Annotated in this window: 25 protein-coding genes and 1 riboswitch; of the genes, 12 read left to right on the plus strand and 13 right to left on the minus strand. The window is 55.1% G+C overall.

Going from position 1 to position 24,062, the window contains the following annotated elements:
* Positions 1-350 precede the first annotated feature (350 nt).
* From ACUNV4_RS13450 to ACUNV4_RS13460, 3 genes are all read left to right on the plus strand, one after another.
* A complete protein-coding gene (locus ACUNV4_RS13450) occupies positions 351-1,934 on the plus strand; it encodes a LysM peptidoglycan-binding domain-containing protein (protein ID WP_430879078.1) in 1,584 nt (527 codons plus the stop codon).
* A 429-nt stretch (positions 1,935-2,363) separates the two neighbouring features.
* Positions 2,364-3,065 (plus strand): LysM peptidoglycan-binding domain-containing protein, encoded by a 702-nt coding sequence (locus ACUNV4_RS13455; RefSeq protein ID WP_430879079.1) that lies wholly within the window; start codon positions 2,364-2,366, stop codon positions 3,063-3,065.
* Between the two features lie 102 nt (positions 3,066-3,167).
* The gene (locus ACUNV4_RS13460; protein WP_430879080.1) at positions 3,168-3,746 is read left to right on the plus strand and encodes a SixA phosphatase family protein; all 579 of its coding nucleotides are present in this window, start codon (positions 3,168-3,170) and stop codon (positions 3,744-3,746) included.
* Positions 3,747-3,786: 40 nt separating this feature from the next.
* Here ACUNV4_RS13460 and ACUNV4_RS13465 read toward each other — a convergent pair whose 3' ends face one another.
* A complete protein-coding gene (locus ACUNV4_RS13465) occupies positions 3,787-4,014 on the minus strand; it encodes a hypothetical protein (protein ID WP_430879081.1) in 228 nt (75 codons plus the stop codon).
* Between the two features lie 214 nt (positions 4,015-4,228).
* Here ACUNV4_RS13465 and ACUNV4_RS13470 point away from each other — a divergent pair, with 214 nt between their 5' ends.
* From ACUNV4_RS13470 to ACUNV4_RS13490, 5 genes are all read left to right on the plus strand, one after another.
* Entirely contained in the window at positions 4,229-4,573 is a 345-nt protein-coding gene (locus ACUNV4_RS13470; RefSeq protein ID WP_430879082.1) for a hypothetical protein, read from the plus strand.
* 209 nt (positions 4,574-4,782) lie between these two features.
* The gene (locus tag ACUNV4_RS13475; protein ID WP_430879083.1) at positions 4,783-5,022 is read left to right on the plus strand and encodes a BolA family protein; all 240 of its coding nucleotides are present in this window, start codon (positions 4,783-4,785) and stop codon (positions 5,020-5,022) included.
* A gap of 442 nt (positions 5,023-5,464) precedes the next feature.
* Entirely contained in the window at positions 5,465-6,190 is a 726-nt protein-coding gene (locus ACUNV4_RS13480) for a hypothetical protein (RefSeq protein ID WP_430879084.1), read from the plus strand.
* Between the two features lie 318 nt (positions 6,191-6,508).
* Positions 6,509-8,530, plus strand: a complete 2,022-nt coding sequence (locus tag ACUNV4_RS13485) for an ATP-binding cassette domain-containing protein (protein ID WP_430879085.1) — start codon at positions 6,509-6,511, stop codon at positions 8,528-8,530.
* A 364-nt stretch (positions 8,531-8,894) separates the two neighbouring features.
* Positions 8,895-9,788, plus strand: a complete 894-nt coding sequence (locus tag ACUNV4_RS13490; RefSeq protein ID WP_430879086.1) for a transposase — start codon at positions 8,895-8,897, stop codon at positions 9,786-9,788.
* 53 nt (positions 9,789-9,841) lie between these two features.
* Here the strand turns inward: ACUNV4_RS13490 and gpmI are convergent, their stop codons facing one another.
* From gpmI to ACUNV4_RS13550, 12 genes are all read right to left on the minus strand, one after another.
* The gene (gene gpmI / locus ACUNV4_RS13495) at positions 9,842-11,383 is read right to left on the minus strand and encodes a 2,3-bisphosphoglycerate-independent phosphoglycerate mutase (RefSeq protein ID WP_430879087.1); all 1,542 of its coding nucleotides are present in this window, start codon (positions 11,381-11,383) and stop codon (positions 9,842-9,844) included.
* Between the two features lie 222 nt (positions 11,384-11,605).
* The gene (tatC, locus tag ACUNV4_RS13500) at positions 11,606-12,577 is read right to left on the minus strand and encodes a twin-arginine translocase subunit TatC (RefSeq protein WP_430879088.1); all 972 of its coding nucleotides are present in this window, start codon (positions 12,575-12,577) and stop codon (positions 11,606-11,608) included.
* A 38-nt stretch (positions 12,578-12,615) separates the two neighbouring features.
* Positions 12,616-13,335: a Sec-independent protein translocase protein TatB gene (gene tatB / locus ACUNV4_RS13505; protein ID WP_430879089.1), complete on the minus strand. Its 720-nt coding sequence runs from the start codon at positions 13,333-13,335 to the stop codon at positions 12,616-12,618.
* A gap of 32 nt (positions 13,336-13,367) precedes the next feature.
* Positions 13,368-13,595 (minus strand): twin-arginine translocase TatA/TatE family subunit, encoded by a 228-nt coding sequence (gene tatA, locus ACUNV4_RS13510; RefSeq protein WP_430879090.1) that lies wholly within the window; start codon positions 13,593-13,595, stop codon positions 13,368-13,370.
* Between the two features lie 18 nt (positions 13,596-13,613).
* Positions 13,614-13,934 carry a phosphoribosyl-ATP diphosphatase gene (locus tag ACUNV4_RS13515; protein WP_430879091.1) on the minus strand — a complete coding sequence of 107 codons (321 nt, stop codon included), beginning with the start codon at positions 13,932-13,934 and terminating at the stop codon, positions 13,614-13,616.
* 401 nt (positions 13,935-14,335) lie between these two features.
* A complete protein-coding gene (hisI, locus tag ACUNV4_RS13520) occupies positions 14,336-14,725 on the minus strand; it encodes a phosphoribosyl-AMP cyclohydrolase (protein WP_430879092.1) in 390 nt (129 codons plus the stop codon).
* A 104-nt stretch (positions 14,726-14,829) separates the two neighbouring features.
* Positions 14,830-15,603, minus strand: a complete 774-nt coding sequence (gene hisF / locus ACUNV4_RS13525) for an imidazole glycerol phosphate synthase subunit HisF (protein ID WP_430879093.1) — start codon at positions 15,601-15,603, stop codon at positions 14,830-14,832.
* 2 nt (positions 15,604-15,605) lie between these two features.
* Positions 15,606-16,358, minus strand: a complete 753-nt coding sequence (gene hisA, locus ACUNV4_RS13530; RefSeq protein ID WP_430879094.1) for a 1-(5-phosphoribosyl)-5-[(5-phosphoribosylamino)methylideneamino]imidazole-4-carboxamide isomerase — start codon at positions 16,356-16,358, stop codon at positions 15,606-15,608.
* A gap of 171 nt (positions 16,359-16,529) precedes the next feature.
* A complete protein-coding gene (gene hisH / locus ACUNV4_RS13535; RefSeq protein ID WP_430879095.1) occupies positions 16,530-17,174 on the minus strand; it encodes an imidazole glycerol phosphate synthase subunit HisH in 645 nt (214 codons plus the stop codon).
* Positions 17,175-17,238: 64 nt separating this feature from the next.
* Positions 17,239-17,832: an imidazoleglycerol-phosphate dehydratase HisB gene (gene hisB / locus ACUNV4_RS13540; RefSeq protein ID WP_430879096.1), complete on the minus strand. Its 594-nt coding sequence runs from the start codon at positions 17,830-17,832 to the stop codon at positions 17,239-17,241.
* A 105-nt stretch (positions 17,833-17,937) separates the two neighbouring features.
* Positions 17,938-18,387 carry a D-aminoacyl-tRNA deacylase gene (gene dtd, locus ACUNV4_RS13545; protein ID WP_430879097.1) on the minus strand — a complete coding sequence of 150 codons (450 nt, stop codon included), beginning with the start codon at positions 18,385-18,387 and terminating at the stop codon, positions 17,938-17,940.
* Between the two features lie 315 nt (positions 18,388-18,702).
* Complete coding sequence (locus tag ACUNV4_RS13550) at positions 18,703-19,134, minus strand: rhodanese-like domain-containing protein (protein ID WP_430879098.1); 432 nt, start codon at positions 19,132-19,134, stop codon at positions 18,703-18,705.
* A gap of 105 nt (positions 19,135-19,239) precedes the next feature.
* On the opposite strand from ACUNV4_RS13550, the gene ACUNV4_RS13555 reads away from it, so the two are divergent.
* From ACUNV4_RS13555 to ACUNV4_RS13570, 4 genes are all read left to right on the plus strand, one after another.
* Positions 19,240-20,124, plus strand: a complete 885-nt coding sequence (locus ACUNV4_RS13555) for a lysophospholipid acyltransferase family protein (protein ID WP_430879099.1) — start codon at positions 19,240-19,242, stop codon at positions 20,122-20,124.
* A 93-nt stretch (positions 20,125-20,217) separates the two neighbouring features.
* Positions 20,218-20,329: riboswitch (TPP riboswitch) on the plus strand.
* Positions 20,330-20,390: 61 nt separating this feature from the next.
* Positions 20,391-21,440 carry a thiamine ABC transporter substrate binding subunit gene (thiB, locus tag ACUNV4_RS13560; RefSeq protein WP_430879100.1) on the plus strand — a complete coding sequence of 350 codons (1,050 nt, stop codon included), beginning with the start codon at positions 20,391-20,393 and terminating at the stop codon, positions 21,438-21,440.
* 2 nt (positions 21,441-21,442) lie between these two features.
* Positions 21,443-23,086, plus strand: a complete 1,644-nt coding sequence (gene thiP / locus ACUNV4_RS13565) for a thiamine/thiamine pyrophosphate ABC transporter permease (RefSeq protein ID WP_430879101.1) — start codon at positions 21,443-21,445, stop codon at positions 23,084-23,086.
* Complete coding sequence (locus tag ACUNV4_RS13570; RefSeq protein WP_430879102.1) at positions 23,070-23,708, plus strand: ATP-binding cassette domain-containing protein; 639 nt, start codon at positions 23,070-23,072, stop codon at positions 23,706-23,708. Before thiP ends, ACUNV4_RS13570 begins: the two co-directional genes overlap by 17 nt.
* Positions 23,709-24,062 lie beyond the last annotated feature (354 nt).

The raw sequence follows: 24,062 nt of genomic DNA on the forward strand, positions 1-24,062 counted from the left end.
CTCTGGCTCCCTCTGGCTCCCTCTGGCTCCCTCTGGCTCCCTCTGGCTCCCTCTGGCTCCCTCTGGCTCCCTCTGGCTCCCTCTGGCTAAAGCAATGTTTGAGCATCAAATGTCATCAAGAACATCTTTTTCACGGCATGAGATGTGCTTCTCAATTATGAAATTAAAGTTGGCAGAAACCTCAAGTCGTTGCAATTGAGCCATTTCGCATTGACGGACCTTGATCTACCGACTATTTAATTTAGTGTCATGTTCGTCGGTAAGCTGACACCTGTCTGCAAATAAACGCGAAAATCAGACTTGCGATGAACATCTATCTGATAATCGAAAGTCCGCCGGTGAGAGAATTCATGTCCAAAAGCAACTCTGTTCTGTTCAAGAAAAGCTTGATCGCTGCAGCGGTCCTGTCTCTGAGCGCATGCTCCAGCACTCCACGCATCGGTGACTACGATCTGAGTCGCGTCGGGGAAGGCATTGCGAAGGCGGGTCGCACGACTGCGGACGTCAGTGGACGTGTCTGGAACAAGACGACGTATCTACTGGGATTCAGTGACGATGACGGTGAATCTGTCGCGGACGAAGGTCTGCTGATGGATGCGGAGGATGTTGCCTTGCTCGACGAAGAGTCCAACACGTCTAGGGACACAGTCGTTCGGCCTATCGTGATACGCAGTGCCATACCGACCGGCCAGGATCAGCAGACACCCATGAACACCGAGGTGAACGCAGCTCAAGTGAACACTGGCCAGACCGATCAGATTCAGACACCCATTGAAACTGGACAAGTCGACACCACCGTCTCGGCCACCACGGCACTTGAACAGACACCCACAGACGTTCAGCTCAACGAAGTGGCTGTCGACCAGACAGTACCGAGCCAGGACCTGATTCACGAAGTCGCAGTCAGCGAAACCCTCTGGGACATCGCGAAGAAGACCACTGGCGATGCGAACAACTGGCATATCCTGGCGGACACCAACAATCTGGGACCTGGCGCCTCCGTATTCCCCGGCCAGGAGCTGATCATCCCCGCCGACATGGTGAAGCCGAACTACGAACTTCAAGCTGACGTGGACGAAAACCAGCAAGCCGCTGCAGATCTTTACGTCAATACGCAGAACCTCACGGAATCCAGCGACCAACCGGCACCAGAGGCGCTAACCGAATCGGCCGATCTGCTCGCAAGCCAGCAAATCAACGGCAAACCTTTCAAGGTGAATCCGGGTGAGACACTGTGGGACTTTGCGAAACGCATAACCGGGGACGCCACCAATTGGAAAGCCATTGCCGGAGAAAACAACTTCTCCGACAAGCAAGCATCCTATGTAAGAACCGGTCAGACGATTTACGTGCCAGAGAGTCTCGTCAAACCGGAGCTGGACGCCGCGCAATCCGACCCGCAAATCGAACCAGACAACGCGCGACTGTCCGTGCCAGTACCTGAGCAGAAACCTACACAAGCCACGACGCAACTGGCGGAACAGCAATCCCCCGAAGCAGATGAAGAGGAATTGGCTATTACCGTTATCACGACCGCTTCTGCGGCTGCTCGGAAATCCAATGAGTCGACTACCACTGACAACCGTCTGGATATTCTGAACGAATCAAGCAATATGCTCGATGAGACTCAACCGATCAAGATTGTCGAGGCGACGTTCAAATCCAGCAAATCCCCCGCTCCTGCTCTGCCTGAACCAGTAAACGAATCTGCAGCCGCTATCGCAACGGACAAGAACACTCAGTCACCGGCTCAGATCATGGTCAGCGGCACCTACTATCCGAAGGCTGTCTACAATGAGGCAGATTTCTCCTCCAGCCTGCTCATGCGTGTCTCTCCTGGCACGACCCTTCAGGTTTCCAAGGCGATGGGCAGCTGGTATCAAGTGAAGACAGACAAGGGCCTGGGTTACGTGCACCAGCGCGACATCAAATAGGCAGGCACTGCACAGCCCACAAGTTATCTGGCATGTTCGGCGTTTGGCTAATCTGTCTCACATGAAGCTTGCACTGCGTTGCAGCTGACCCCGCGTCAATCAACAGAGAAGCCAGACGGGACGAGACTGGACACCCACATTCTCATGGCAATCAGGCTCTAGAAAATTGTTGGCGCCTGTGATCGATCCTGACGCCTTGAAGCTTGCCTGATAGCCATTTGTCTATCATTGATCTCCATGTGGGTGTCTGATCTCGAAGCTTTTTGCTGATTTTCGCATTGGTTCCCAATAGAGATAGTGGCATCTGCCGACAATCTGATTGAAGATTGTTCATGCCGGCATCGGTAAAATCGGGCACAGTCTTCAATTGAGGAGACTCAGGCCCCTTCCACGGGCATGGATCAGGCAATGAGACACGACTGGGACAAGATGCAGAAAAACAGCTGTTTATCCATCGTAGTTTGCTTCGCAGCGTCCATCTGTGCTGGATGTGCGACTCCGTTTGCCCAGCAGGAGGCGAGCACGCTCGATGACTCAACACCCAGCGAAATCCGCCATATCATCGCACCAGGCGACCGGCTCAGCGACATTGCGCTCAAATACACCGGCAAGGTAAGCCAGTGGGAAGCCATCGCAGCCTATAACGACATAACCGATCCAAGAACCCTCCGAATCGGTGACTCCATCACCATTCCGCCGTCCATGATCCCTCGACAGGACAGCATCAGGGACAATGCGACGGATCTGGCCATCAACGCCAACGCCAGCACCAATGTCAAAACAGGTTCTCTGGCACTTCAGAGGGCCCGTGATACCGAAGCCGATGCAATTGATGTCAAAGTCGTGCCAGTCACGACCAATCGTACGTTTCAGATGGAACGCTTGGATGAATCGGATATTGGCACGACGCAAACCCAAGGCGTAAACCCACCCAGAATAAAGGTAATCGGCACCTATTACCCCAAAGGGGTCTATCAGCAACCGGCAAGCTACTCCAGACTGATGATGCGAGTCGCTCCCGGCACCGTTTTCGAGCTCGATCGCGAAGTCAATGACTGGTACAAGGTCATTACCAGTGAAGGCACGGGGTATCTGCGCACGATTGATGGAAAGCTCATCGTCGAGGAATGAACCGTTAACAGGTTACCGACCCACTTCCCCTGAAACGGTGTGATCATGCATTCAAGGCTACAATCTTCTTGAACAGCATTCAAGAAATGGCAGGGTCCGAAAATGAGTCAGTATGTGACGCTTGTGCGCCATGCAAAATCAAGCTGGAAGAATCAGGGACAATCCGATTTCGATCGCCCCTTGAACGACAGGGGCAACAGCGATGGACCAGTCATGGCGAAGCGCCTGGTTTCACGCCAGTGCATCCCGGATCTGATGCTGGTCAGCTCAGCCAGACGAGCACAGGAAACCTCTGCCTACTTGCAACGAGCATTCAATCTTTCGCCCGAGCAATATCGGCTGGTTGACGACCTTTACATGGCGGAACCCGAAATTCTACTGGATGTCATGGCAGAGATACCCGAAGACGTGCAGCACCTCATGGTCATTGCTCACAATCCCGGATTGGAACAATTGAGTGAATTGCTGGCCGGTCGCACGCTCCCACCGATGCCAACACTGGGCATCCGCCACTTTGCCTGCCCATCCATCCGCGCACTGGCCCCTCCACGCTTTCCGGAGCAACACACATCAGACACCCAGATCATGCGGAGCATCAAGAAACCAGACACCCACAGAAACCTGAGCCACAATGGCGCTAGTTTGCTATTCGACGATTACCCGAAACGTGAAGTTGATTGACCTTTCACCCTGAATTGCACGCAAGAAACGAGTTTCTGATTCAATCGTCCGACGCAATCTTGCTCAATCGAATTGACGGAATGTCGCCGATCCGATAGTTGCGCGGCTGACTGAGCATGTCATCAAATGCCAGATCACGTGCTGCTTCAGTGTCATACCAACGAGTTCTGGACCAGTTCTCCCCCAGGAGATGCGGTGCACTCATCGGGTCATTCTCAGGAATCTGCACCATAATTCCATAGCGCTTTTCGGGCATATCAGTAATCATCTTCGCAGTCGAAAGGTTTCAGACACCCATTATCCTCTGTCTACCATCAAATTTGCCGACCCGAGCCCCGAGGAAATCGAGAAACTTCATATCAAAGCATCCCAGGGAGTTGGAGCGCGCAGTGGATGGCCATAGCGTATAGATGGGTGTCTACTGTTGAGGAGACATGGTCGTTGTCAGACAAATCACGAACACGGAACAGGAACTCGAGAACATGAACGGTTATCGGCGTACGGCAATTGCTTTGGCTACGGTCACATCACTTGCAGCCTGCACACAGGAGTCCCAGAACAAGATTGGCCGCTCTATCCAGAACTGGACGGGCACGGATGGCATCATAGAAATCTATGCGGGCGACAAGTTGGTCAAGCGCTTCATGAAAATCGACAAGCTTTCAACCGCCGCTGGCACAACGGATGGTACGGATAGACCTTACCGCTTCGGTTACGGAATCCTGGATGCCAACCTCAATGGCGAGGTAGACAATGGTGAGAAGAAAGTCTACTTCGAATTTAGCGACTACTCTACTTCCTACGTTTTCTTCGAAAATCCTGCCTGACCGTCAACAATCCGTCGAACCGATCACATTATTACCAGTTATTTCATGCGTTTATTTGACTATTTTAATGTAACTACTAAAGTCTTCGCACGTGTCCCAATCAACAGTTGGCGTCACGTTCTCACCCCCAAGTCGGGCCCGCTTGTCGGGCCCTTTTTTTTGCCCGCATTTCCCGCGCTATACTGCGCGCCTCAACAGAGGTGAACACTATGCGGATGGACTACTTCAGTGACTTGGTCGAAAAGTCGATTGCCGGCTCCAAGGCAGAAATCACGGGCGATGGCAGTAAATTCGAAGCTCGCGTGGTCAGCGATGCTTTCGAAGGTTTGTCGACGGTCAAAAGACACAAACTGGTTTATGCAGTGCTCGATGAGCATATCAAGTCAGGCGCAATCCATGCGTTGACTATCAAGACTTTTACCACAGACGAATGGGCTGCCGTCGAGTGAGATAAATCTGTAGGGCCGTCATGTCAACATCTGCCCGAGCAGCCGAGCTGCAATGCAGTGCCCGTTTGACACATGGCTGTCAGCGTAAACCTCCGGAGCGCTCATCTGGAGTCTGGCCCGAAATTCGCTTCTTCCCCGACATATCAGTCATGGCCTGACAGGCCTGTCCAGGCAAAGGGCCCAACTCGATACGTCGTTTGAAGGTCCGTGGCAAACGGGGTTGAACAAGATGACGAGTACCGCCGAAGCTGAAGATACCGACCACCACGCCAATACTGATCAGTGCGTGTCGGGTAGCAGAGCGAACCGTACCTGGGTTCAGCCACTGGCCGATGTCATTCGCATGTCCAACGGTGCTCAGGACTCGCGTCTGCGAACACCGCTGACGTGTCACAACGCAACTGCCGCTCCCGTACTCTACCTTCCGCTGGAAACAGCGCCGATGCATGCTCGCAGCACCCGCTACATCCGAACATTTGCCCGGGAAAACGGCTTCAAACTAGGCAACGATCGCCGAAACCGTACCGTTCAACCACTCAGCGAGCAACGCGATCGAAAACCGCCAATGATCGCGTTGGGCTTGAGCCTTTTGCTCAAGCAAACGGGCCTGCCGGGGGCTGCTCGAACACTATCCAAACCCCACACCCTGTCGCCAGAGAGCGAGCCCATACCCATGGGTGATTTGATTCGCATGGCTGCCTATGCGACACCCAGATCCAAGCGCGTGGTGGTCCTCCCGAACAGAATACTCATCAATACACTACAAGACACCCAACCGATCTGTGCTCATGCCTGCAAGCTTCAGCACGGCGGACAATCCACGATCCTCAGCCATTTCGACTCTCCGTACTTTCGTGCAGTCGGCTATTCTTCGAAAAATCAATATGTTGTACACATCTGTCTGGCAGGTGGACCCCGTGAGCATTCATCGCTATGGACACGAATCCCCACCCTGACCAACACCGATTTCAACTTTCAACTGTTTCCAGGGCAAAAACCCAAGGATGATTTCGGGTTGTTCTACATCACCTTCTATCTTGACCTTGCAGCAGCCCCATTGCCCTGGTGGCTACAGGATGGGATCTCACCGGCATCAGGAGAGTCAGAAGACACCCATGAATCCGGTGTCATTCAAGATCAGCCTGAAGAACATCGTAAAGCGAGCTAGGACCTCCCAGGCGATAGGCAATTAGTTGAGAAAAGCTTCTTCTGACCCGGTGTGACATTGCTATCCGTGCACACGACGAGAAGCCTCGCACTGAAAAATATTCCCGCATTTGAGCGAGTGCATGGCAGCTGACCACGCTCGCCAATGCCCAGCCTGCCAGCTTGCACATCGCGGTTTCGAGAAAAATATGGGTGTCTGCTACTACAGGGCCGCAGTGGATGCTCATAGGTCTTGCTACACTTGCCGACCATGCCGTCATTCGCCGACATGTAGCTGAGTAGCGAGCAACGGGACATCCATCAGCATCCGTCCTGATCCTTGCTCCCGAATTTTATTTACGGTGCCTTCGCAACAGAGCACCTATCTGATCATCACATTCCCAATATGCCCCTGATTCGCGTTCAAAACGCCTCTATCGCCTTTGGTCCTACGACTGTCCTGGACAAGGTAAACCTGACGATCGATAGCGGTGCTCGAATGGCTCTGGTCGGACGAAATGGTGAAGGTAAATCGACCCTACTCAAGATCATCGCTGGCGAAATAGTTCCTGACACAGGCGACATCATCGCTTCCACCGGACTCAAGACGGCATACCTGCCACAGGCAGTTCCCGTAGATTTCGAAGGTACCGCTTATGAAGTCGTGGCTTCGGGACTCAGCAAAGTCGGACAAGTGATCGCCGAATATCACAAGGAATCTCAGAGACTGGGACTGGGAGAAGAGCTATCGGAGACAGGAAAACCACTTATTGATTATCTTGCCCTCCTTCAGGATCAGATAGACGCCTCCGACGGATGGTCACTGGTACAGAAGGTGGAACAAACTCTATCCAAGATGCAGATCAGTCCGGAAATCGAGGTGTCGAGCCTATCGGGAGGAATGAAACGTCGTGTCGTTCTTGCCCGAGCACTTGTCAGTGAGCCGGATATCCTTCTGCTTGACGAACCTACCAACCATCTGGATATCGGAGCAGTCGCCTGGCTGGAAAAATATCTTGCGACGCTCAATTGCGCGCTGATTTTCGTCACTCACGACAGAAAGTTTCTGGATTCCGTGGCCAACCATATCTGTGAAATCGATCGAGGCAACCTTACGGAGTGGCCTAGCGGTTTTGCCGAATATCGCATCAACAAACAGAAAATGCTGGAAGTCGAGGCGCAGCAGAACGCCTTGTTCGACAAGAAACTGGCCCAGGAGGAAGTCTGGATACGCCAGGGAATCAAGGCTCGTCGAACCAGAAATGAAGGCAGGGTTCGCGCCCTCAAGAAACTCAGAGAACAACAGGCAGCTCGAAGAAAAGTTGTCGGGCAGGCCAGAATGTCTGTCAATCAGGCGGACAACTCCGGAAAAATCATCTTCGAAACCGACTCCATGAGCTTTTCGCATGGTGACAGGGAAATCATCAATCGTCTTTCGACTGTCATCATGCGTGACGATCGTGTCGGCATCATCGGTCCGAATGGCTGCGGGAAATCAACCTTGGTCAAACTTCTGGTCGGTGAGCTGACACCCACATCCGGCACCGTGAACAGAGGTACCCAACTCGAAGTCGCATACTACGACCAGCTCCGTGCAACTCTGGACACCCAATTGTCTGCAGCAGACAATGTCAGCGGAGGCCGTGACACTGTGGAAGTCAACGGCACCCCCCGCCACATCATGAGCTACATGCAGGACTTTCTGTTCGAACCATCCAGAGCTCGCGCGCCGATAACAGCGCTCTCTGGGGGCGAAACCGGGAGGCTCATGCTGGCCAAGCTCTTCCTCAAGCCGTCTAACCTGATGATTCTCGACGAGCCGAGCAATGATCTGGACATTGAAACGCTGGAATTATTGGAAGCGCTGCTTGCGGATTACAAGGGAACTGTAATTCTGATCAGCCACGATAGGCAACTTCTCGAGAACGTCGTTACCCGAAGCTTCGTTTATCAGGGCAACGGCAACTTCATCGACGTCGCCGGTGGATATGAGGATTTCGAACGCGAGCGACTCACCTCCAAGACGTTGAAACCTGTATTCGAGTCTGAACTCAACCAGACACCCACAAACAAGGACCAGAAAGCAGGTGTCACAAATGCTTCCAAACAGACAAAAAGCGTCAAATCCAAGCAGAAGAGCAAATTGACTTTTACCGAGTCGAAGGAACTGCAGCAATTGCCCGCACATATCAGCAAACTGGAAACCGAGCTGTCGTCGCTGCACCAGGAAATGAACAAATCCGATTTCTATTCAGACAAGGTCGCTGCGGACAACGCAATCAAGGAAGCTCAAGATCTGCAGTCTCGACTTGATGAGGCCTATTCACGTTGGGAAGCACTGGAGCAAAAGGCCGAAGCGTAAAGTTGATCCTGCGATCCGCTTGATGTGGGTGTCTGATGAATTCTTACAAATCTATAGAAGACACCCACCGGGCCTGTTACCCCTGTTTCTCAGAACGTCCAACAGGAATATGGATGTCCAGTCTGCTTCCATAAAAATATGGATGTCCGGTCTACTCGGGAATTCTCGATGGATTTGATCAAGGTTATTGACGCGACAGCTTGCTGGCGCTAAGGTTGAACGCCCTACTGCGCAACGGAATGCTCAGATGGCTACTGCAAGGAAGCTTGAGGCCACCCTCCAGGTCACTCCCTATTTTCACTGTACGAGCAGATGCGTTCGTGGCGCCTATCTATGCGGCGTGAACAGGGAAACCGGAGAAGACTTGACCCACAGAAGATGCTGGCTGAAAGCTCGGTTACTGAAACTGGCAACCGTTTTTTCCATCAAACTGGCAGCCTTCGCCATCATGGAAAATCATTTCCACGTCGTGCTGAAAGTGGAACGCGGTCAGGCTGAAAAATGGTCAGACACCGAGATCATCCAGCGATGGCACCAGGTTTTCAAGGGCACAGAACTCAGTCAACGATTTCTGGCCCAGGAAGCACTTAGCATTGAAGAACAGAAAATACTGTCACACAGTATCGGCCGCTGGCGTTTGGCACTGACCGATATCAGCTGGTTCATGCGTTGCGTCAAGGAACCACTCGCTCGCCAGGCCAACAAGGAAGACGGTTGCAAAGGACGCTTCTGGGAAGGTCGCTTTCACAGCCAGGCTTTACTCGATGCACGTGCCCTTGTGGCATGCATGACTTACGTTGACCTCAATCCCTTGCGTGCCAACCTGGGAAAATTTCCGGAGTCCGACCCATTCACCTCTCTCCATCAACGAGCGGCGGCCGTAGCACCCGACAACGCAGCACCACAAGCACTTCATTCCGGATTGATGCACATCGATGCTCATGCAGAACACACGGCGAGTATCACACTACCTTTCAATACCCTTGAATATCTTGAACTGGTTGATATAGCAGCTCGACATGATCGTCCAGACAAGAAAGGCACTCTGAACACTCATGCCCAGCCTGTCCTGGAAAGGCTGGGAATCAGCAAATCTGCCTGGCAGGACCTCGAGATCTGTTTCAAGAAACACTTTCATGTGCTGGTCGGGTGCAGCGATTCCTTGAAGAACGCCTGCAGAATACTCGGACAAAAAGGAGCCTGGGGACAACAGCACTGCCAGAGTTTCTTTGACGAATCCCAGGTGGCTTCTCAATGACATTGAGGCCCAGAAGAGCCTCCTCCGGAGCCACTATGCGTTCTGCAAGTTGTTCAGCTACAAGGTCGCAAGAGTAGAGACGTGCCTTTCATCGAATCAGGTTGAGCAAGCCCCATCAACTGCAGAATCGTTGGCGCGATGGATGGCAGGCCATTGCCGTTACCCAGCTCCCACGAAACGGTATCATGAATGGTACATGCCACTGGAAACGTCGTGTGCTGAGTATGGGGCTCGCCACTAACGGGATCGACCAACATATCGGCATTGCCGTGATCTGCAGTCAGAACAATGGAGTACTCGTTTTCGACAGCGGTTTCCCACATACGACCGACCATGGTATCCACGGTCTCCACCGCCCGAATTACTGCTTCTGGAATGCCTGTGTGGCCAACCATATCGCCATTTGCCAGGTTGACAACGATCAAGCCAGCAGTCTGATCCTCTAGCGCTCGAAGTATGCCTTCGGTAACCTCTTCAGCGCTCATTTCCGGTTGCAAGTCGTAGGTTGCGACTTTCGGCGAATTGACCAACAGCCGTTCCTCATTGGCAAGCGGCTCATCCTGGCCACCGTTGAAGAAAAAGGTGACGTGCGGATACTTCTCAGTCTCTGCCGAACGAATCTGTTTGATACCCGCGTCTGATACGACCTGCCCCAGCGTCTTCCCTGGTTCGTCACGCGTAAAGGCGCAAGCGAACGGATAAGAGCTTTCGTAACGAGTCATGGTCGTAAGGGTTACCGGTGTAAAACTACCGCGGTCAAAATCGTTGAACTCATCCAGACCAAGGGCTTCACTCAGTTCCCGTGGGCGATCGTTGCGGAAATTGAAAAAGAAGACTTCGGTTTCGGCATCCATCGGCTTATGGATGTCCAATACCGTGGGGGAAACGAATTCATCAGTCTCGCCTGCATCATAGGCCAGCTGAATTGCTTCGTCGGTCGAAGAAGCCTTTCGCCCCTTACCCATCACCATTGCCTGCCAAGCCTGCTCCACCCGATCCCATCGCTTGTCTCGGTCCATGGCGAAATAACGTCCGGATACGGTTGCAACGTGCCCCTTGGCTTCTTCGAGCACCGGCAGCACCTTGCTCAGGAATTGGCGTGCACTGGAAGGAGCTGTATCGCGCCCATCCGTGATCACATGCAATATCGGCAGAATTTGACGACTGGCACACAACTGGATCAGCGCAATCAGATGATCAGTATGGCTGTGCACCCCTCCATCGGATACGAGTCCAACCAGATGCAGTTCCCCACTTTTCTCTGCCGCTCTTGAAAGCGCACCGGTAACGGCAGGGTTCTGGGAAAAACTGTCATCGTCAATTGCATCGCCTATCTTGACCAGATCCTGTCGCAGCACGGTCCCCGCACCCAGCGATAGATGACCTACCTCGGAATTCCCCATCTGCCCTTCCGGCAACCCGACAGCACGCCCAGACGCCTCCAGCAGACAAGTTGGATGACGGGAGTAAAGCCGATCGAGGTTTGGCGTCTTCGCCAATGCAACGGCATTGTCGAGTTTTGAAGGATTGACACCGATGCCGTCCATGATCATCAACAAGACGCGTCTGCGTGGTGGTTGCTTGTAGTCGGTCATGAGCTGACAAATCCTCTGAGGGTTGGAAAACGACGTGAACTTCACTTGGCAAACAGATCTGCGTTGCAATCAAGGCAGCATCTACCTGGTCAATCAAGCAGACTGGACATCCATATCATGAATGGGCTTCCAGATTGGACACCCATATCGCCAGTGAACCGCCTGTCAGATACTTGAACAGTCATTCACCGAAAACAAGATTGCAGGCGCATGCCGTGCGCATCATTTCTTTGGATCGTCATCAGACGAGTCCGTCAGACTGTTGCGATACCGCCCCTGGGAATCCGGTTCTTGTACCTGAGAAGCATCCAGGTGATCTGCTGCTGATGATTCATGGGTGTCTGATGGGGCAGCAGTGCTGGAACCCGTGGCAGTTGTGGAAGTATCCGGTTTATGGGTGTCTGCTGGCGCAGATGAGTCGTCTTCATTGTAACGGCGTTCGCGCTCCAGACCGGCATCGGTGATGCGCTGCTTGTAGGTGCGCGAGAAGATGATCCCGACCTCGTACAACAGCCACATGGGAATGGCGAGCAATGTCTGGGAGATCATGTCAGGCGGCGTCAGGAACATGCCGATAATGAACGCTCCGACAAAGACATAGGGCCGAATCTTGACCAGATTGTCCGGCGTCGTGATACCAACTGCGACGACCAGAACCGTCGCAACCGGCACTTCGAAGGCGATTCCGAATGCGAAGAACAGCGTGATGACAAAGTCCAGGTATCGACCGATATCGGTACTCACCGTGACACCCTCAGGCGCTACGCTGGTGAAGAATCCGAAGACGAGCGGGAACACGACGAAATAGGCGAAACTGACGCCCAGATAAAACAGGCCCGTACTCGAGACCAGCAACGGTACGACCAGTTTCTTCTCATGAGAGTAGAGACCGGGGGCAATGAAAGACCAGATCTGATACAGCAGGTACGGCACTGCGAGAAACACGCAGAGCATCAGCGTGAGCTTGAAAGGGATGAAAAATGGTGCAGCCACATCGATTGCAATCATCTGGCTGTCTGGTAGATGCTTGAGCAATGGCGCAGCCAGCGCCGTATAAATCCTGTCGGAGAACCAGAAGAGGCACAGGAACAGCAGTCCGACGGAAAGCAACATCTTCAACAACCTGTCCCGCAACTCGACGAGATGCGACAGGAAGCCTTGTTCTTGATCTACGGCTGAATCTGACGTGGCCATGAATTGGGTGCGCTACCAGTCTGACAATGCGTTTTCAATCAACTACCGGACTCTGTCCCGGTGCGATTCGGGGCTGCCGTATCGTCTTTCGGGATTGAGGTCTCGGAGCGCAATGTGGGTGTCTGATGTCCACCAGAGTTCTCGGGTGGGGTGGTTGGGCCGGACTCGACAGGCTTGTCGTCGGTCGTGACAGCCGGTCTGATGCTCGATGTCGAGGCTTGCGGATCGGGAGTCGAATGCGGACCGGAGTTGCCTGCGGCAACAGTATTCTTCTCTGTGCCTGTTGCCTGATCTGTGCTTCCCGTGTGACCTGACATGCGGGCAAATTCATCCTTGCTCACTACAGAGTCGTCGGTTTGATTGGGGGCGGCGCTCTTGGCCAAGCTGTCTATACCATCGTTCTCGTCATCACTGCCGACAGGGGCCGCGTCCAGTTCCTTGACGCTGGTCTCCAGCTCTCCCAGACTCTTCCTTGCGCCTTTCACCACATCTCGCGTGCTGCTTTCGAAATCCTTTTTCGCCGTATTGACCATGTTCTTGAGCTCGTTGATCTGTTCACGCTGATCACCAATGAGCTTCTTCAGATCGCCAGTTTCCAGTTCGGAGGCAAGATCGGTCTTGACGCCGCGCACGAAGCGCTGCAACTTGCCAATCCACTGACCTGCCGTTTTTGCCACAGCCGGCAGCCTCTCGGGTCCGATCACGACCAGAGACACGATGCCAATCAGTAGAATTTCTGTAAATCCAACGTCAAACACGTGCTATCTATCCAAAAGTTGCATAGCCTGAATCAGACAGATTTCTGATCATCGGTCTTCTGCATGACGGGCTCATCGGCCGGTTTGGTGCCATCTTCCAGCTTCTCCGTCGGAGTCGACTCCTCGTCCTTGACAGCCTGCTTGAAGCCCTTGACTGCCGAACCGAGGTCTCCACCAAGATTCTTTAGACGCTTGGCACCGAAAATCAACACGACGATGACCAGAATGATCAACAGTTGAGGAACGCTTGGCATACCCATAAGTTTTCTCTAGATTAGCTATTTACTGGCGCGTGAGGCCTTTTCGGCATGACCCGAGACCCCTTCGCGACGCTGTAGTTCGTTCAAAATATCCTCTGGTCCCAGCCCCTTGGCACTCAGCATGACCAGCATGTGAAACCATACATCGGCAGCTTCAGACACCAGATGTTCCGGTTTGTCTCCCTTGGCCGCGAGAATGAATTCGACAGCTTCTTCACCCACTTTCTTCAATATGGCGTCATCACCGCCCGCAAACAAGCTTGCGGTGTAGGATTCTGCCGCATCGCTCTGTCTTCGGGCATCAATCTGAGCGCCCAATCGCTCAAGAATGTCGCTCATACCTGTGTCTCGCGGATGATCCATGGATGCATAGTGTATCCGCACTGAGGCATCCTACATGTGTTCCGTGCCCAATAATTATTCATACCTGCCAAGGCAGCGCCGACCGGTTGACCCGAACGTTCATCCGTGCAGGGTGCTGCCGACACCCGGGCTGCCTATTATCTCACGACAAGTCGAACCGATGGCAGCGACTCTTGCAGAGCATTCCGGGATCACCTGAGAGGCGCGGAACGAAGCCCGGACCATCCACATCACTGCGCCCGGCAGCCGGTGATCGGCGGTGATCGAGCGACCATTTCCCGGCATCTCCGGTCGCTGCGGCACTCTGACCAGCTTGCGGTACGCCTGCATTCTCCCTGAAGTTCGAACGATTACTGCCGAGCTACCAATCCACCCGCTCAATCATCCGAGAGTTGGTAGATGTCCTCCGGCGACTTCAGCACAGGTTCGCAGTCTTGCCATTCTCCCTCGTCATCAAGTCGTCGAAAAAAGCAGTGTTCCCGACCGGTGTGGCAGGCAATCCCACCAATTTGAACAACCTTGAGCAGAATGACATCACCGTCGCAGTCCAGGTGGATATCCTCGACCTGTTGTACATGCCCCGACTCCTCGCCCTTGCGCCACAAACGCTGGCGCGAACGTGAGAAGTAGACCGCTTTCTTCGAGCTGATCGTTTCGAGCAGTGCCTCCTCATTCATCCAGGCGACCATCAGAACCTGACCGGTACTGGCATCCTGGGCAATGGCGGGAATCAATCCAGCGTCGTTGAAGGAAATGGCTTCGATCATCGTTTTTCAATCAGTTTGGATGGAACTCAATGACTGGTGGACCGAACCCCGGGCGCTGCCCATGCCGAGTTCGGCCGATCCGGGACAAACCCGAACAATGAAATTCAAGCGCGTACCTCGATACCCTGCGCCGCCATATGTGCCTTTGCTTCGGCAATCGTGTATTCACCGAAGTGAAATATGCTGGCCGCCAGAACAGCATCTGCGCCACCCTCAAGAACACCTGCGGACAGATGATCCAGATTTCCGACACCCCCCGAAGCGATGACCGGTATCTCGACTGCATCGGATATCGCACGGGTCAATGCCAGATCGAAACCGATCTTCGTTCCATCCCGGTCCATGCTGGTCAGCAACAGTTCACCGGCGCCATATTCCGCCATCTTGACTGCCCACTCGATGGCATCGAGACCCGTCGGGGTTCTGCCTCCGTGCGTGAAGATCTCCCAGCGCGGCGGCTCACCCGGGGCGCTGACCGACTTTGCATCCAGAGCGACAACAATACACTGGGCACCGACCTTGTCAGTGGCCTCGCGCACCAGGTCCGGACGGTGCACAGCTGCCGTATTGATACCAACCTTGTCTGCGCCTGCGTTCAGCAAGCGGCGCACATCGGAGACTGCGCGTATTCCCCCACCGACTGTCAGAGGAATGAACACCTCTGAAGCCACCTCCTCCACCACATGAACAATGGTATCCCGGTTATCCGAGCTGGCCGTGATGTCGAGGAAGGTGATCTCGTCCGCGCCTGCCTCGTTATAGCCTCGTGCAACATTGACTGGATCGCCCGCGTCGCGAATGTCAAGAAACTTGACGCCCTTGACCACGCGTCCGGCATCTACATCCAGGCAGGGAATGATTCGTTTTGCCAGCCCCATGATCAGCTCTCCGGATTGCCCGCAGCATAAGTGTCGGCCAGCGCCTGGGCGGTAGCCAGATCAATGGTTTTCTCGTACAAGGCTCTTCCCACGATCGCCCCTTCGATACCCCGATGCCGCTGCCGACCCAGTGCTTCGATATCGTTGATATCGGTCACCCCACCCGAGGCGATGATCGGGATGTTCACAGCATCCGCAAGAGCCGCAGTCGCTTCCGTGTTCACGCCCTGCATCATGCCATCACGACTGATATCGGTATACACGATCGAGCAGACACCCACATCTTCGAAGCGCTGAGCCAGAGACACTGCAGTGACACTGGAAGCCTCCGCCCAGCCTTCCGTCGCCACGAAACCGTTATTGGCATCCAGACCGACAATCACATGGCCGGGGAAATGCCGACAAAGCTCGTCAACGAATTCCGGCTGCTTCACTGCCAGCGTTCCGATGATCAGGTACTGGACACCCACATCGAGATAGGCGCTGGCTATCTCCATCGAACGAATACCGCCACCGATCTGTACAGGTACCTGACCGCAGGCCTTGCAGATCTCCCCCACCACGGCCGCATTTCGGGGCTCCCCTGCAAATGCTCCATCCAGATCCACCAGATGGATGCGGCGCGCGCCTTCATCGAGCCAGCGCCTGGCAACGTCCACTGGATTCTCGTCGAACACCGTGTCGTCATCCATGCGTCCTTGCCGTAATCGCACGCATTTACCGTCTTTGATATCTATGGCTGGAATGATCAGCATCGTACCGGGTCCATTGTCTTGTTGATTGATGTGGGTGTCTTGTCTTTCCCTGTCTTGCCAGGAGACATCGCACCCGTGGATGCCTTGCTGTGGCAGAGATCAGAGGTAGAGATCAGACACCCATGTCCAGCCAGCAACGGGCATTCAGCTGGCTATCGAACATTCTCGCGACTAGCGTCCGTCCCAGCTGGCAAAATTCTTCAGCAACTGCAAGCCATCTCTGGCGCTCTTCTCCGGATGGAACTGGCAGGCAAACAGATTGGGCGCAGCTACCGCTACCGCGATGTCATGACCGTAGTGGCATGTGCCTGCCACCGCACCGATGTCTTCCGGCACACAATAGTAACTGTGAGCAAAGTAGAAACGGCTGGCATTCTCGATACCGGCCCAGAGCGCATGCTCCCGAGCGTGGCGGACTTCGCTCCACCCCATATGCGGGACTTTCAATCGCGAACCAGCGTCTTGCAATGGCTCCGCGAAACGGGTTACTTCCCCCGGCACAACGTTCAGACACGCCACACCGCCGTTTTCCTCGCTATGCGTCAACAGAACCTGATACCCCATGCAAATGCCGAGAAAGGGCCGGGTACCCGCGATGTTCAGGATCGTCTGCGACAGGCCGCTGTGCTGCAGTGCCGCCATGCAATCCTTGGCAGCACCCTGCCCCGGACAGACGACACGATCAGCCGATTCAATAACGGCTGCATCAGAGCTGACAACGACCTCAGCGTTCTCGGCGACGTGCTCTATGGCTTTGGACACCGATCGCAGGTTGCCCATGCCATAGTCGATGACGGCGATTCTTTGCATTTCCATGCTCAATTTCTATCAAGGTTCCCGGACGTCGGCTGAAGTCGATCAAGATTCATCGAAGGGCAACCTACAGGGTTCCCTTTGTCGAGGGCATTGTATCGGCCGCTCGCTCGTCAATCGAACATGCCATTCGCAGCGCTCTTCCGAAGGCCTTGAACAGAGTTTCGATCTTGTGGTGATCGTTGACACCACGCAAGACATCCATATGAATGGTTGCTCGGGCATGATTGGCAAAGCCCTGGAAGAACTCGGATGTCAGATCCACATCGAAGTTGCCCACTTTCGCACGCTTGAAATCAGCATGAAAATGCAGACCCGGACGCCCTGAAAAATCGATGACAACGCGTGAAAGCGATTCATCCAGCGGGACATAGGCATGTCCGTAACGAACGATACCCTTGCGATCACCCAGCGCCTGCGCAAAGGCGTCTCCCAGGGTGATGCCGATATCTTCGACCGTGTGGTGATCATCTATATGAGTGTCACCCTTGCACGCGATATCCAGATCAAACAGGCCGTGCCTGGAGATCTGATCCAGCATATGTTCGAGAAACGGCACCCCGGTCTGGAACTTGCCATTACCCTGCCCGTCCAGGAGCAGTTCCACCGCTATCTCGGTTTCCAGCGTGCTTCGCTTTACCTGCGCTCGGCGATTGGACACCCACATATCTCCCGCAAAAGCGCCGGAGCATACACCCTCCGCCCATGACTTGACACCCACAATCTGGCCAGATGCGGAATTAGCGCATTCGATTCGCCACGGCATTCACACTGACCGACGTGTCTCAAGCCAGAACGTCACCGGGCCATCATTGATCAGGGCCACCTGCATGTCCGCCCCGAAAGTCCCTCTGGCCACCGTTATCGACTCCCTGGACACGGTGCTCACCAGCGTATCGAACAGCTCATTCGCCTGTTGCGGAGACGCAGCGCTGGAGAAACCGGGCCTACGCCCTTTATGGGTGTCTGCTGCCAGGGTGAACTGAGGCACCAGCAACAGCTGTCCGCCGCCTTGGCGAATATCCCGATTCATCTTCCCCTGATCATCTTCGAACACTCGATAGCCGAGCATCTTCTCGGCGAGCTGGACGACCGATTCATGGGTGTCTGGTCTCTGGACCCCGATGAGGGCGAGCATGCCGGCGTCGATCCGGGCGGTAATCTGGTTGTCGATGGTGACTGAGGCGCGGGTTACGCGCTGAATAAGAGCGATCACTAGATAGACGAAACTCGGTAACAGGACACGTTTTAATGCAAACTAGGAAAATTCCTACCCAAATATCGGAATTTTCTGACGCAAAAAGACGGAACTTCCGATAGCAGTTCCGCGTCGATGCGCCGATAATGAATTTGTGGTCAGGAACACCACACACAGGGAAGTATCACGGAGGATGTATTTCAACAAGGAAGTTCGATTCATTGGATGAATTGCACGTTTGATGACCACATCAACCTGAGGAGCCAGGATGGTTCAGCCCGGCCACCGGATGGCCGGGTGTTTTGGGTCGATGCGCAGCGGTCAAGCGCTCCCCTAGCACTGCTCCCACGGCAAGCCTTCGAAGCGCCAACCAGCCACCGTATTCCGGTGATGCTCGTCATCCAGCGGCCCCTCGAACCCGCAAGCGATGATCCTGACGTCGGCCAGACCTTCTCGCAGCAGCACCTCTGCCGCATCGTGCGACCGATTGCCACTGCGACAGATCAGCAACAGCGGTGAGGAAGAACGCCCCTTGGCCGACACCTTGCCCAACAGGGCCTTTCTGACATTGGCCACGAAATGCTCGTTCACCACCCAGTCCGGCGCATCGATCCAGGGCACATTCACCGCTCCCCTCGGATGACCGATCATCAGGAATTCCATATCGGATCGAACGTCGATCAGCGTCACACCCGGGTCCGTTTGCATCAGAGACCACGCTTCCGTGGGTGAAATGGTGTCAATGGAATCAGCGTTATCGCTCATCGGAAGAATCTGTGGCAGGCAGAACATTGCCCGGAGAAGATTCTAACGATTAAGCTCGCACAGTTACACACGCTAAACTAGAGATTCGTCACAACCGGTTTCCCGATGTCCGTGCAGCTCACTCGCCTTCTCGCCAGAATCCTCAGCTGGCTTCCACTGCGCATGAATCAGACAATCGGGGCCACTCTCGGACTGTGCGTCTGGGCGCTCAACGGCAAATTGCGCCGTATCACCGATGTGAATCTCGACATGTGCTACCCGGACATGAACGAGGCACAGCGTCGCCGTCTGAGCCGCCTCAGTCTGATGGAAACCGGCAAGCAGCTGACCGAATGCGCCTGGATCTGGCACCGGCCCATCGCTCAGACCGAACAGCTGATAATCGACATCAATGGCGAAGAGCTGATGCTCGAGGCCCGGAAATCCGGCAAGGGGTGCCTGTTCGTCTCCCCTCACCTGGGCAACTGGGAAGTTTGCTCAGCCCCCTTGTCGAGCGACGAACCATTCACCTACTTCTACCGCAGTCCGCGCAATTCCCGGCTTGACAGCGAACTCATACGCTGGCGGGCGCACCTGCGAGGACACCCGGCCTCTCTTGATGCCGGTGGTATCAGACGTGGCTTCAAGATCCTCAAGTCGGGCGGCAATGTCGGTATTCTGCCCGACCAGGAACCCGACCAGGCCAATGGAGTCTTTGCCCCTTTCTTCGGCAAGCCGGCTCTGACCATGACCCTGCTGTCCGGCCTGGCGCGGCGCAGCGGTGCTACCGTACTCTACTGTGTGGCGGAGCGCCTGCCCAGAGGCAAGGGCTGGCGACTCCACATCCTGCCCGCCGATGAGGCGGTGTCCAGTAGCGATGCAGAACAGGCCGCCACTGCTCTCAACAGCGGTGTCGAACGGTGCATCGCATTGTGCCCTGAGCAGTACCTGTGGAGCTACAAGCGCTTCAACACGACGCACGATGGCTCTCCTCGACCCTATGCACGATAGCTCCTGTGGGCACGATGGCTTCCCTCGGCAACAGCCTGCTTGCAACCATGCCTCTTATACGAGAAACTGAGCGCGGTCCACAGGACCACACGTGATGACTCAACGGGGTGCCGCAAGGCTGAGAGTCCGGCTTGAACGTCAGCCGGGACAACCCGCAGAACCTGAACCGGCTAGCACCGGCGTAGGAATTGAGTTGCTGTACCTTCGCCAGGTCATCATCCCCGACTCTTCTGTCCACGATGAGCATGACAAGCGTACACAAACCCATGCGTATGAATCCGTTCGCCACACAGCCCCGCCGATACCTGCTCTCCACCGTACTGCTGGTCAGCACCACCCTGCCCCTGACGCTTGCCAATGCCGCCGATGAACCGCGCAAGCTGACCGTCTACACCTACGAGTCCTTCACTGCCGAATGGGGACCAGGGCCCGCCATCAAGGCCGGTTTCGAAGCTCAATGCGGCGACTGCACCATCGACTTCGTCGCCCTGGACAGCTCTGCCGGCATTCTCAATCGCGTTCAGCTCGAGGGCAAGTCCAGTCCGGCGGATGTCGTGCTGGGTCTTGACACCAATCTGATGGCGATTGCCGAAGACACCGGACTGTTGGCAACATCCGGTGTCGACACCAGCGCGCTGGAATTGCCCATGACATGGACTTCCGATATCTTCGTGCCATTCGATTACGGCTACTTTGCCTTCGTCTACGACACTGAAGCCCTGCCTGAACCACCAGCCAGCCTGGATGAACTCATTGCCGCGCCCGAGGACCTGAAGATCATCATCCAGGACCCGAGAACCAGCACTCCGGGCCTGGGACTGCTGCTGTGGATGAAGTCGGTGTATGGCGACAAGGCCGCCGAAAAGTGGCAGGCTCTGCAACCGCACATCCTGACCGTCACCAAGGGCTGGAGTGAAGCCTACTTTTCGCTGTTCCTCAATGGCGAAGCACCGATGGTGCTCAGCTACAGCACCTCACCGGCCTATCATATGGAGATCGACGAAACCGACCGCTACCAGGCTGCCGCATTCAGCGACGGACACTATCTGCAAGTCGAGGTCGCCGCGTTGCTGGCCCAGTCTCCTCGACAGGCATTGGGTCGGGAGTTCCTGAACTACCTGGTCAGTCAGGAAGCCCAGACCAGCATCCCGCTCGGCAATGTCATGTACCCCGTTGCGGACCTGGAAGAACAGCTGCCAGCATCCTTCGAGAAATTGATTTCACCGACACGGACCTTGCAATTCACTCCGGAAGAAGTACGCGATGGACGCAAGTCGTGGATCGACGAATGGCTTGAAGCTTCCACCGGAAACTGATCATGTCGATACGCTGGCCCTGGTGGGCCAGTGGCGTGGTAGCACTGTTCCTCATTGCCGCCATGACACTGCTGCCACTGGGCGCCATGCTTGCAGAAGCAGGCAGCATCGACTGGCACGCTGTGGTGAACGATACCTATTTGCAGCGCGTGATTCGTTTCAGCCTTTATCAGGCGCTCGCTTCGACGATACTGGCGTTGATCACCGCCATCCCGGTGGCACTCGCGCTGTCTCACAAGCCCGCATTCCCCGGTCGCTCCCTGATCGTCTCCCTGTTCAGCCTGTCACTGGTCATACCCACTATCGTTGCCATTTACGGCATCGTTGCTGTATTCGGCCGAACTGGTTGGCTGAGCGAGCTGCTGGCAATGATGGGCAACGAGCCACTGGCGTTCTACGGATTGCCCGGTATTCTGATTGCCCACGTGTTCTTCAATATGCCCTTGGCCGCCCGTATTCTCCTGAACGCCCTGGAGAGTATTCCCGCTGACAACTGGCGCCTGTGTCGACAACTGGGCATGACGCCCTGGGCCATCTTTCGACATATCGAATGGCACCGCATGAAACACCAGCTACCGGCTCTGGCACTGTTGATCTTCACTTTGTGTTTCACCAGTTTTGCCATTGTCATGACACTGGGCGGTGGCCCACGATCCACAACCATCGAAGTTGCCATCTACCAGGCCTTGAGATTCGATTTCGACATAAGCACGGCAGTGGCTCTGGCCTGCATTCAGCTACTCATCTGTCTGTCACTGATGGCCATGAGCACCCTGCTGCGCCACGACGGCAGCATGGGTTTCGACATTTATGCAAGCCCGGTCAAAGGCAGCACCGGCGCATACCGGAACGATGTCCGAGAAGGCCTCTGGCCTGGCGCGGGATGGAACATTGCTCATGTCGGTATACTGATGCTCGGCATCGTCTTTGTGCTGTTGCCCTTGCTGGCACTGATCATCTCGGCAATCAATGGCAAGACGCTGAGTGTCATGTTCGATTCCGCGACGCTATCGGCCCTTGGCAACACCCTGGCCGTCTCCCTGACCGCCGCCATTCTGTCGGTGACACTGGGACTGGCCTTGCTGCGAAGTACGCGCTACTTGCGCATCCGCCTGGCACGGGAACGCATGGGTCAGTGGATACAACTCACGGGCAATATCATTCTTGTCCTGCCGCCTCTGGTACTGGGCACCGGCCTCTTTCTGCTGCTTCGCCCGCTGGCTGACGTGTTTTCCATTGCCCTGATTCTGGTCATCATGATCAACAGCCTCATGGCATTGCCCTTTGTGCTACGAATCCTGGAAGCGCCGATGATGAATGCTGCCAGTGCGCAGGACAGGTTGCTACGTTCGCTGGGCATCCGGGGGTGGAATCGCTGGCGTCATGTCGACTGGCCACAACTTCGCAAACCGCTCGCCCTGTCTCTGGCTCTGGCCGCCACGCTCGCCGCCGGTGATCTCAGCGCCATCGCCCTGTTCGGTTCCGAGCGCGTAAGAACCCTGCCACTGCTGCTCTATCAGCGCATGGGTAGCTATCGTCTGGAAGAAGCTGCCGTAACGGCTGGCATCCTGCTAATGACCTGCCTGCTGCTGTTCGCGCTCATACAGAAGCTTGTCGGAGGAAGAGAGCATGCTGGAACTCGATGATCTGACGCTGGCGATCGGACCTCGTCATTGGCAATTCGACCTGCGCCTGGATACCCATGGCGTCCATGCTCTGCTCGGACGCAGCGGGTCAGGCAAGAGCACTCTCCTGAATCTGATTGCCGGATTCATGCATCCTGACCAGGGTGACATACGATGGCAGGGACAATCACTGTTACCAATGGAACCCTCGGAACGGCCGGTAACCAGTCTGTTTCAACAACGAAACCTGTTCAACCACCTCACTGTCCGGCAGAACGTGGGCCTCGGCATCGACCCTGGATTGAAACTGAACGACAAACAGATCATGGCTATCCAGTCGGTACTCGATGACGTCGGTCTGAACGGGCAGGAGAACAAGCTGCCGGGCGCACTCTCCGGCGGAGAGCAACAGCGCGTGGCGCTGGCTCGCTCCCTGCTGCGACGCCGCCCCATCCTGCTGCTCGATGAACCGTTCAGCGCATTGGATGCATTGACCCGACAGGAAATGATTGCCCTGCTGCAGCAACTGATCGAAACCTATCAACCCTGCGTCATCATGGTCACCCATGACGAAGAGGATGCGATCGCCATGCAGGCGGAAGTGCTTCGGTTGAGTGAAGGGAGAATCATTCGCCAGGGCTAACCTCGATGAGACATGAATTCACGCCCAGAAATCGCTTTCGGTCGGGCGGCGCTCGGCTCACGCCATACCGGTGCCTACAGTCGCGTGTTCGGTTTTTGCCAGCACTACTTGGAGTGACCAAGCCACGGCTTGCGGAAGGCCGTCCCGAAAAAACTCCATGCGCGACTGTATCCACCGGTCTATCGGGCTTCTGCTTCGCGTCTTGATGTCTCATTGAGGCCAAGGCCGCCAGTCTGGAGGGCTTCACAGGAAGGCGGACCGAAAGTCTTCAGGAATGACACTCCCAAGCCATTCAGATTCTCGCTTGAAGCGCGTAAATCACACCTCACGTCTCATGCCCCAGGCTTCACGCCT

It is taken from the genome of Granulosicoccus sp. 3-233 (assembly GCF_052681095.1).

Excerpts from the sequence above, each read along its gene's own strand:
- ACUNV4_RS13450 (WP_430879078.1), top strand. The coding sequence starts at position 351 with ATGTCCAAAAGCAACTCTGTTCTGTTCAAGAAAAGCTTGATCGCTGCA.
- ACUNV4_RS13455 (WP_430879079.1), top strand. The coding sequence starts at position 2,364 with ATGCAGAAAAACAGCTGTTTATCCATCGTAGTTTGCTTCGCAGCGTCC.
- ACUNV4_RS13460 (WP_430879080.1), top strand. The coding sequence starts at position 3,168 with ATGAGTCAGTATGTGACGCTTGTGCGCCATGCAAAATCAAGCTGGAAG.
- ACUNV4_RS13465 (WP_430879081.1), bottom strand. The coding sequence starts at position 4,014 with ATGATTACTGATATGCCCGAAAAGCGCTATGGAATTATGGTGCAGATT.
- ACUNV4_RS13470 (WP_430879082.1), top strand. The coding sequence starts at position 4,229 with ATGAACGGTTATCGGCGTACGGCAATTGCTTTGGCTACGGTCACATCA.
- ACUNV4_RS13475 (WP_430879083.1), top strand. The coding sequence starts at position 4,783 with ATGCGGATGGACTACTTCAGTGACTTGGTCGAAAAGTCGATTGCCGGC.
- ACUNV4_RS13480 (WP_430879084.1), top strand. The coding sequence starts at position 5,465 with ATGCATGCTCGCAGCACCCGCTACATCCGAACATTTGCCCGGGAAAAC.
- gpmI (WP_430879087.1), bottom strand. The coding sequence starts at position 11,383 with ATGACCGACTACAAGCAACCACCACGCAGACGCGTCTTGTTGATGATC.
- tatC (WP_430879088.1), bottom strand. The coding sequence starts at position 12,577 with ATGGCCACGTCAGATTCAGCCGTAGATCAAGAACAAGGCTTCCTGTCG.
- tatA (WP_430879090.1), bottom strand. The coding sequence starts at position 13,595 with ATGGGTATGCCAAGCGTTCCTCAACTGTTGATCATTCTGGTCATCGTC.
- ACUNV4_RS13515 (WP_430879091.1), bottom strand. The coding sequence starts at position 13,934 with ATGAGCGACATTCTTGAGCGATTGGGCGCTCAGATTGATGCCCGAAGA.
- hisI (WP_430879092.1), bottom strand. The coding sequence starts at position 14,725 with ATGATCGAAGCCATTTCCTTCAACGACGCTGGATTGATTCCCGCCATT.
- hisF (WP_430879093.1), bottom strand. The coding sequence starts at position 15,603 with ATGGGGCTGGCAAAACGAATCATTCCCTGCCTGGATGTAGATGCCGGA.
- hisA (WP_430879094.1), bottom strand. The coding sequence starts at position 16,358 with ATGCTGATCATTCCAGCCATAGATATCAAAGACGGTAAATGCGTGCGA.
- hisH (WP_430879095.1), bottom strand. The coding sequence starts at position 17,174 with ATGGAAATGCAAAGAATCGCCGTCATCGACTATGGCATGGGCAACCTG.
- ACUNV4_RS13550 (WP_430879098.1), bottom strand. The coding sequence starts at position 19,134 with ATGAGCGATAACGCTGATTCCATTGACACCATTTCACCCACGGAAGCG.
- ACUNV4_RS13555 (WP_430879099.1), top strand. The coding sequence starts at position 19,240 with ATGTCCGTGCAGCTCACTCGCCTTCTCGCCAGAATCCTCAGCTGGCTT.
- thiB (WP_430879100.1), top strand. The coding sequence starts at position 20,391 with ATGCGTATGAATCCGTTCGCCACACAGCCCCGCCGATACCTGCTCTCC.
- thiP (WP_430879101.1), top strand. The coding sequence starts at position 21,443 with ATGTCGATACGCTGGCCCTGGTGGGCCAGTGGCGTGGTAGCACTGTTC.
- ACUNV4_RS13570 (WP_430879102.1), top strand. The coding sequence starts at position 23,070 with ATGCTGGAACTCGATGATCTGACGCTGGCGATCGGACCTCGTCATTGG.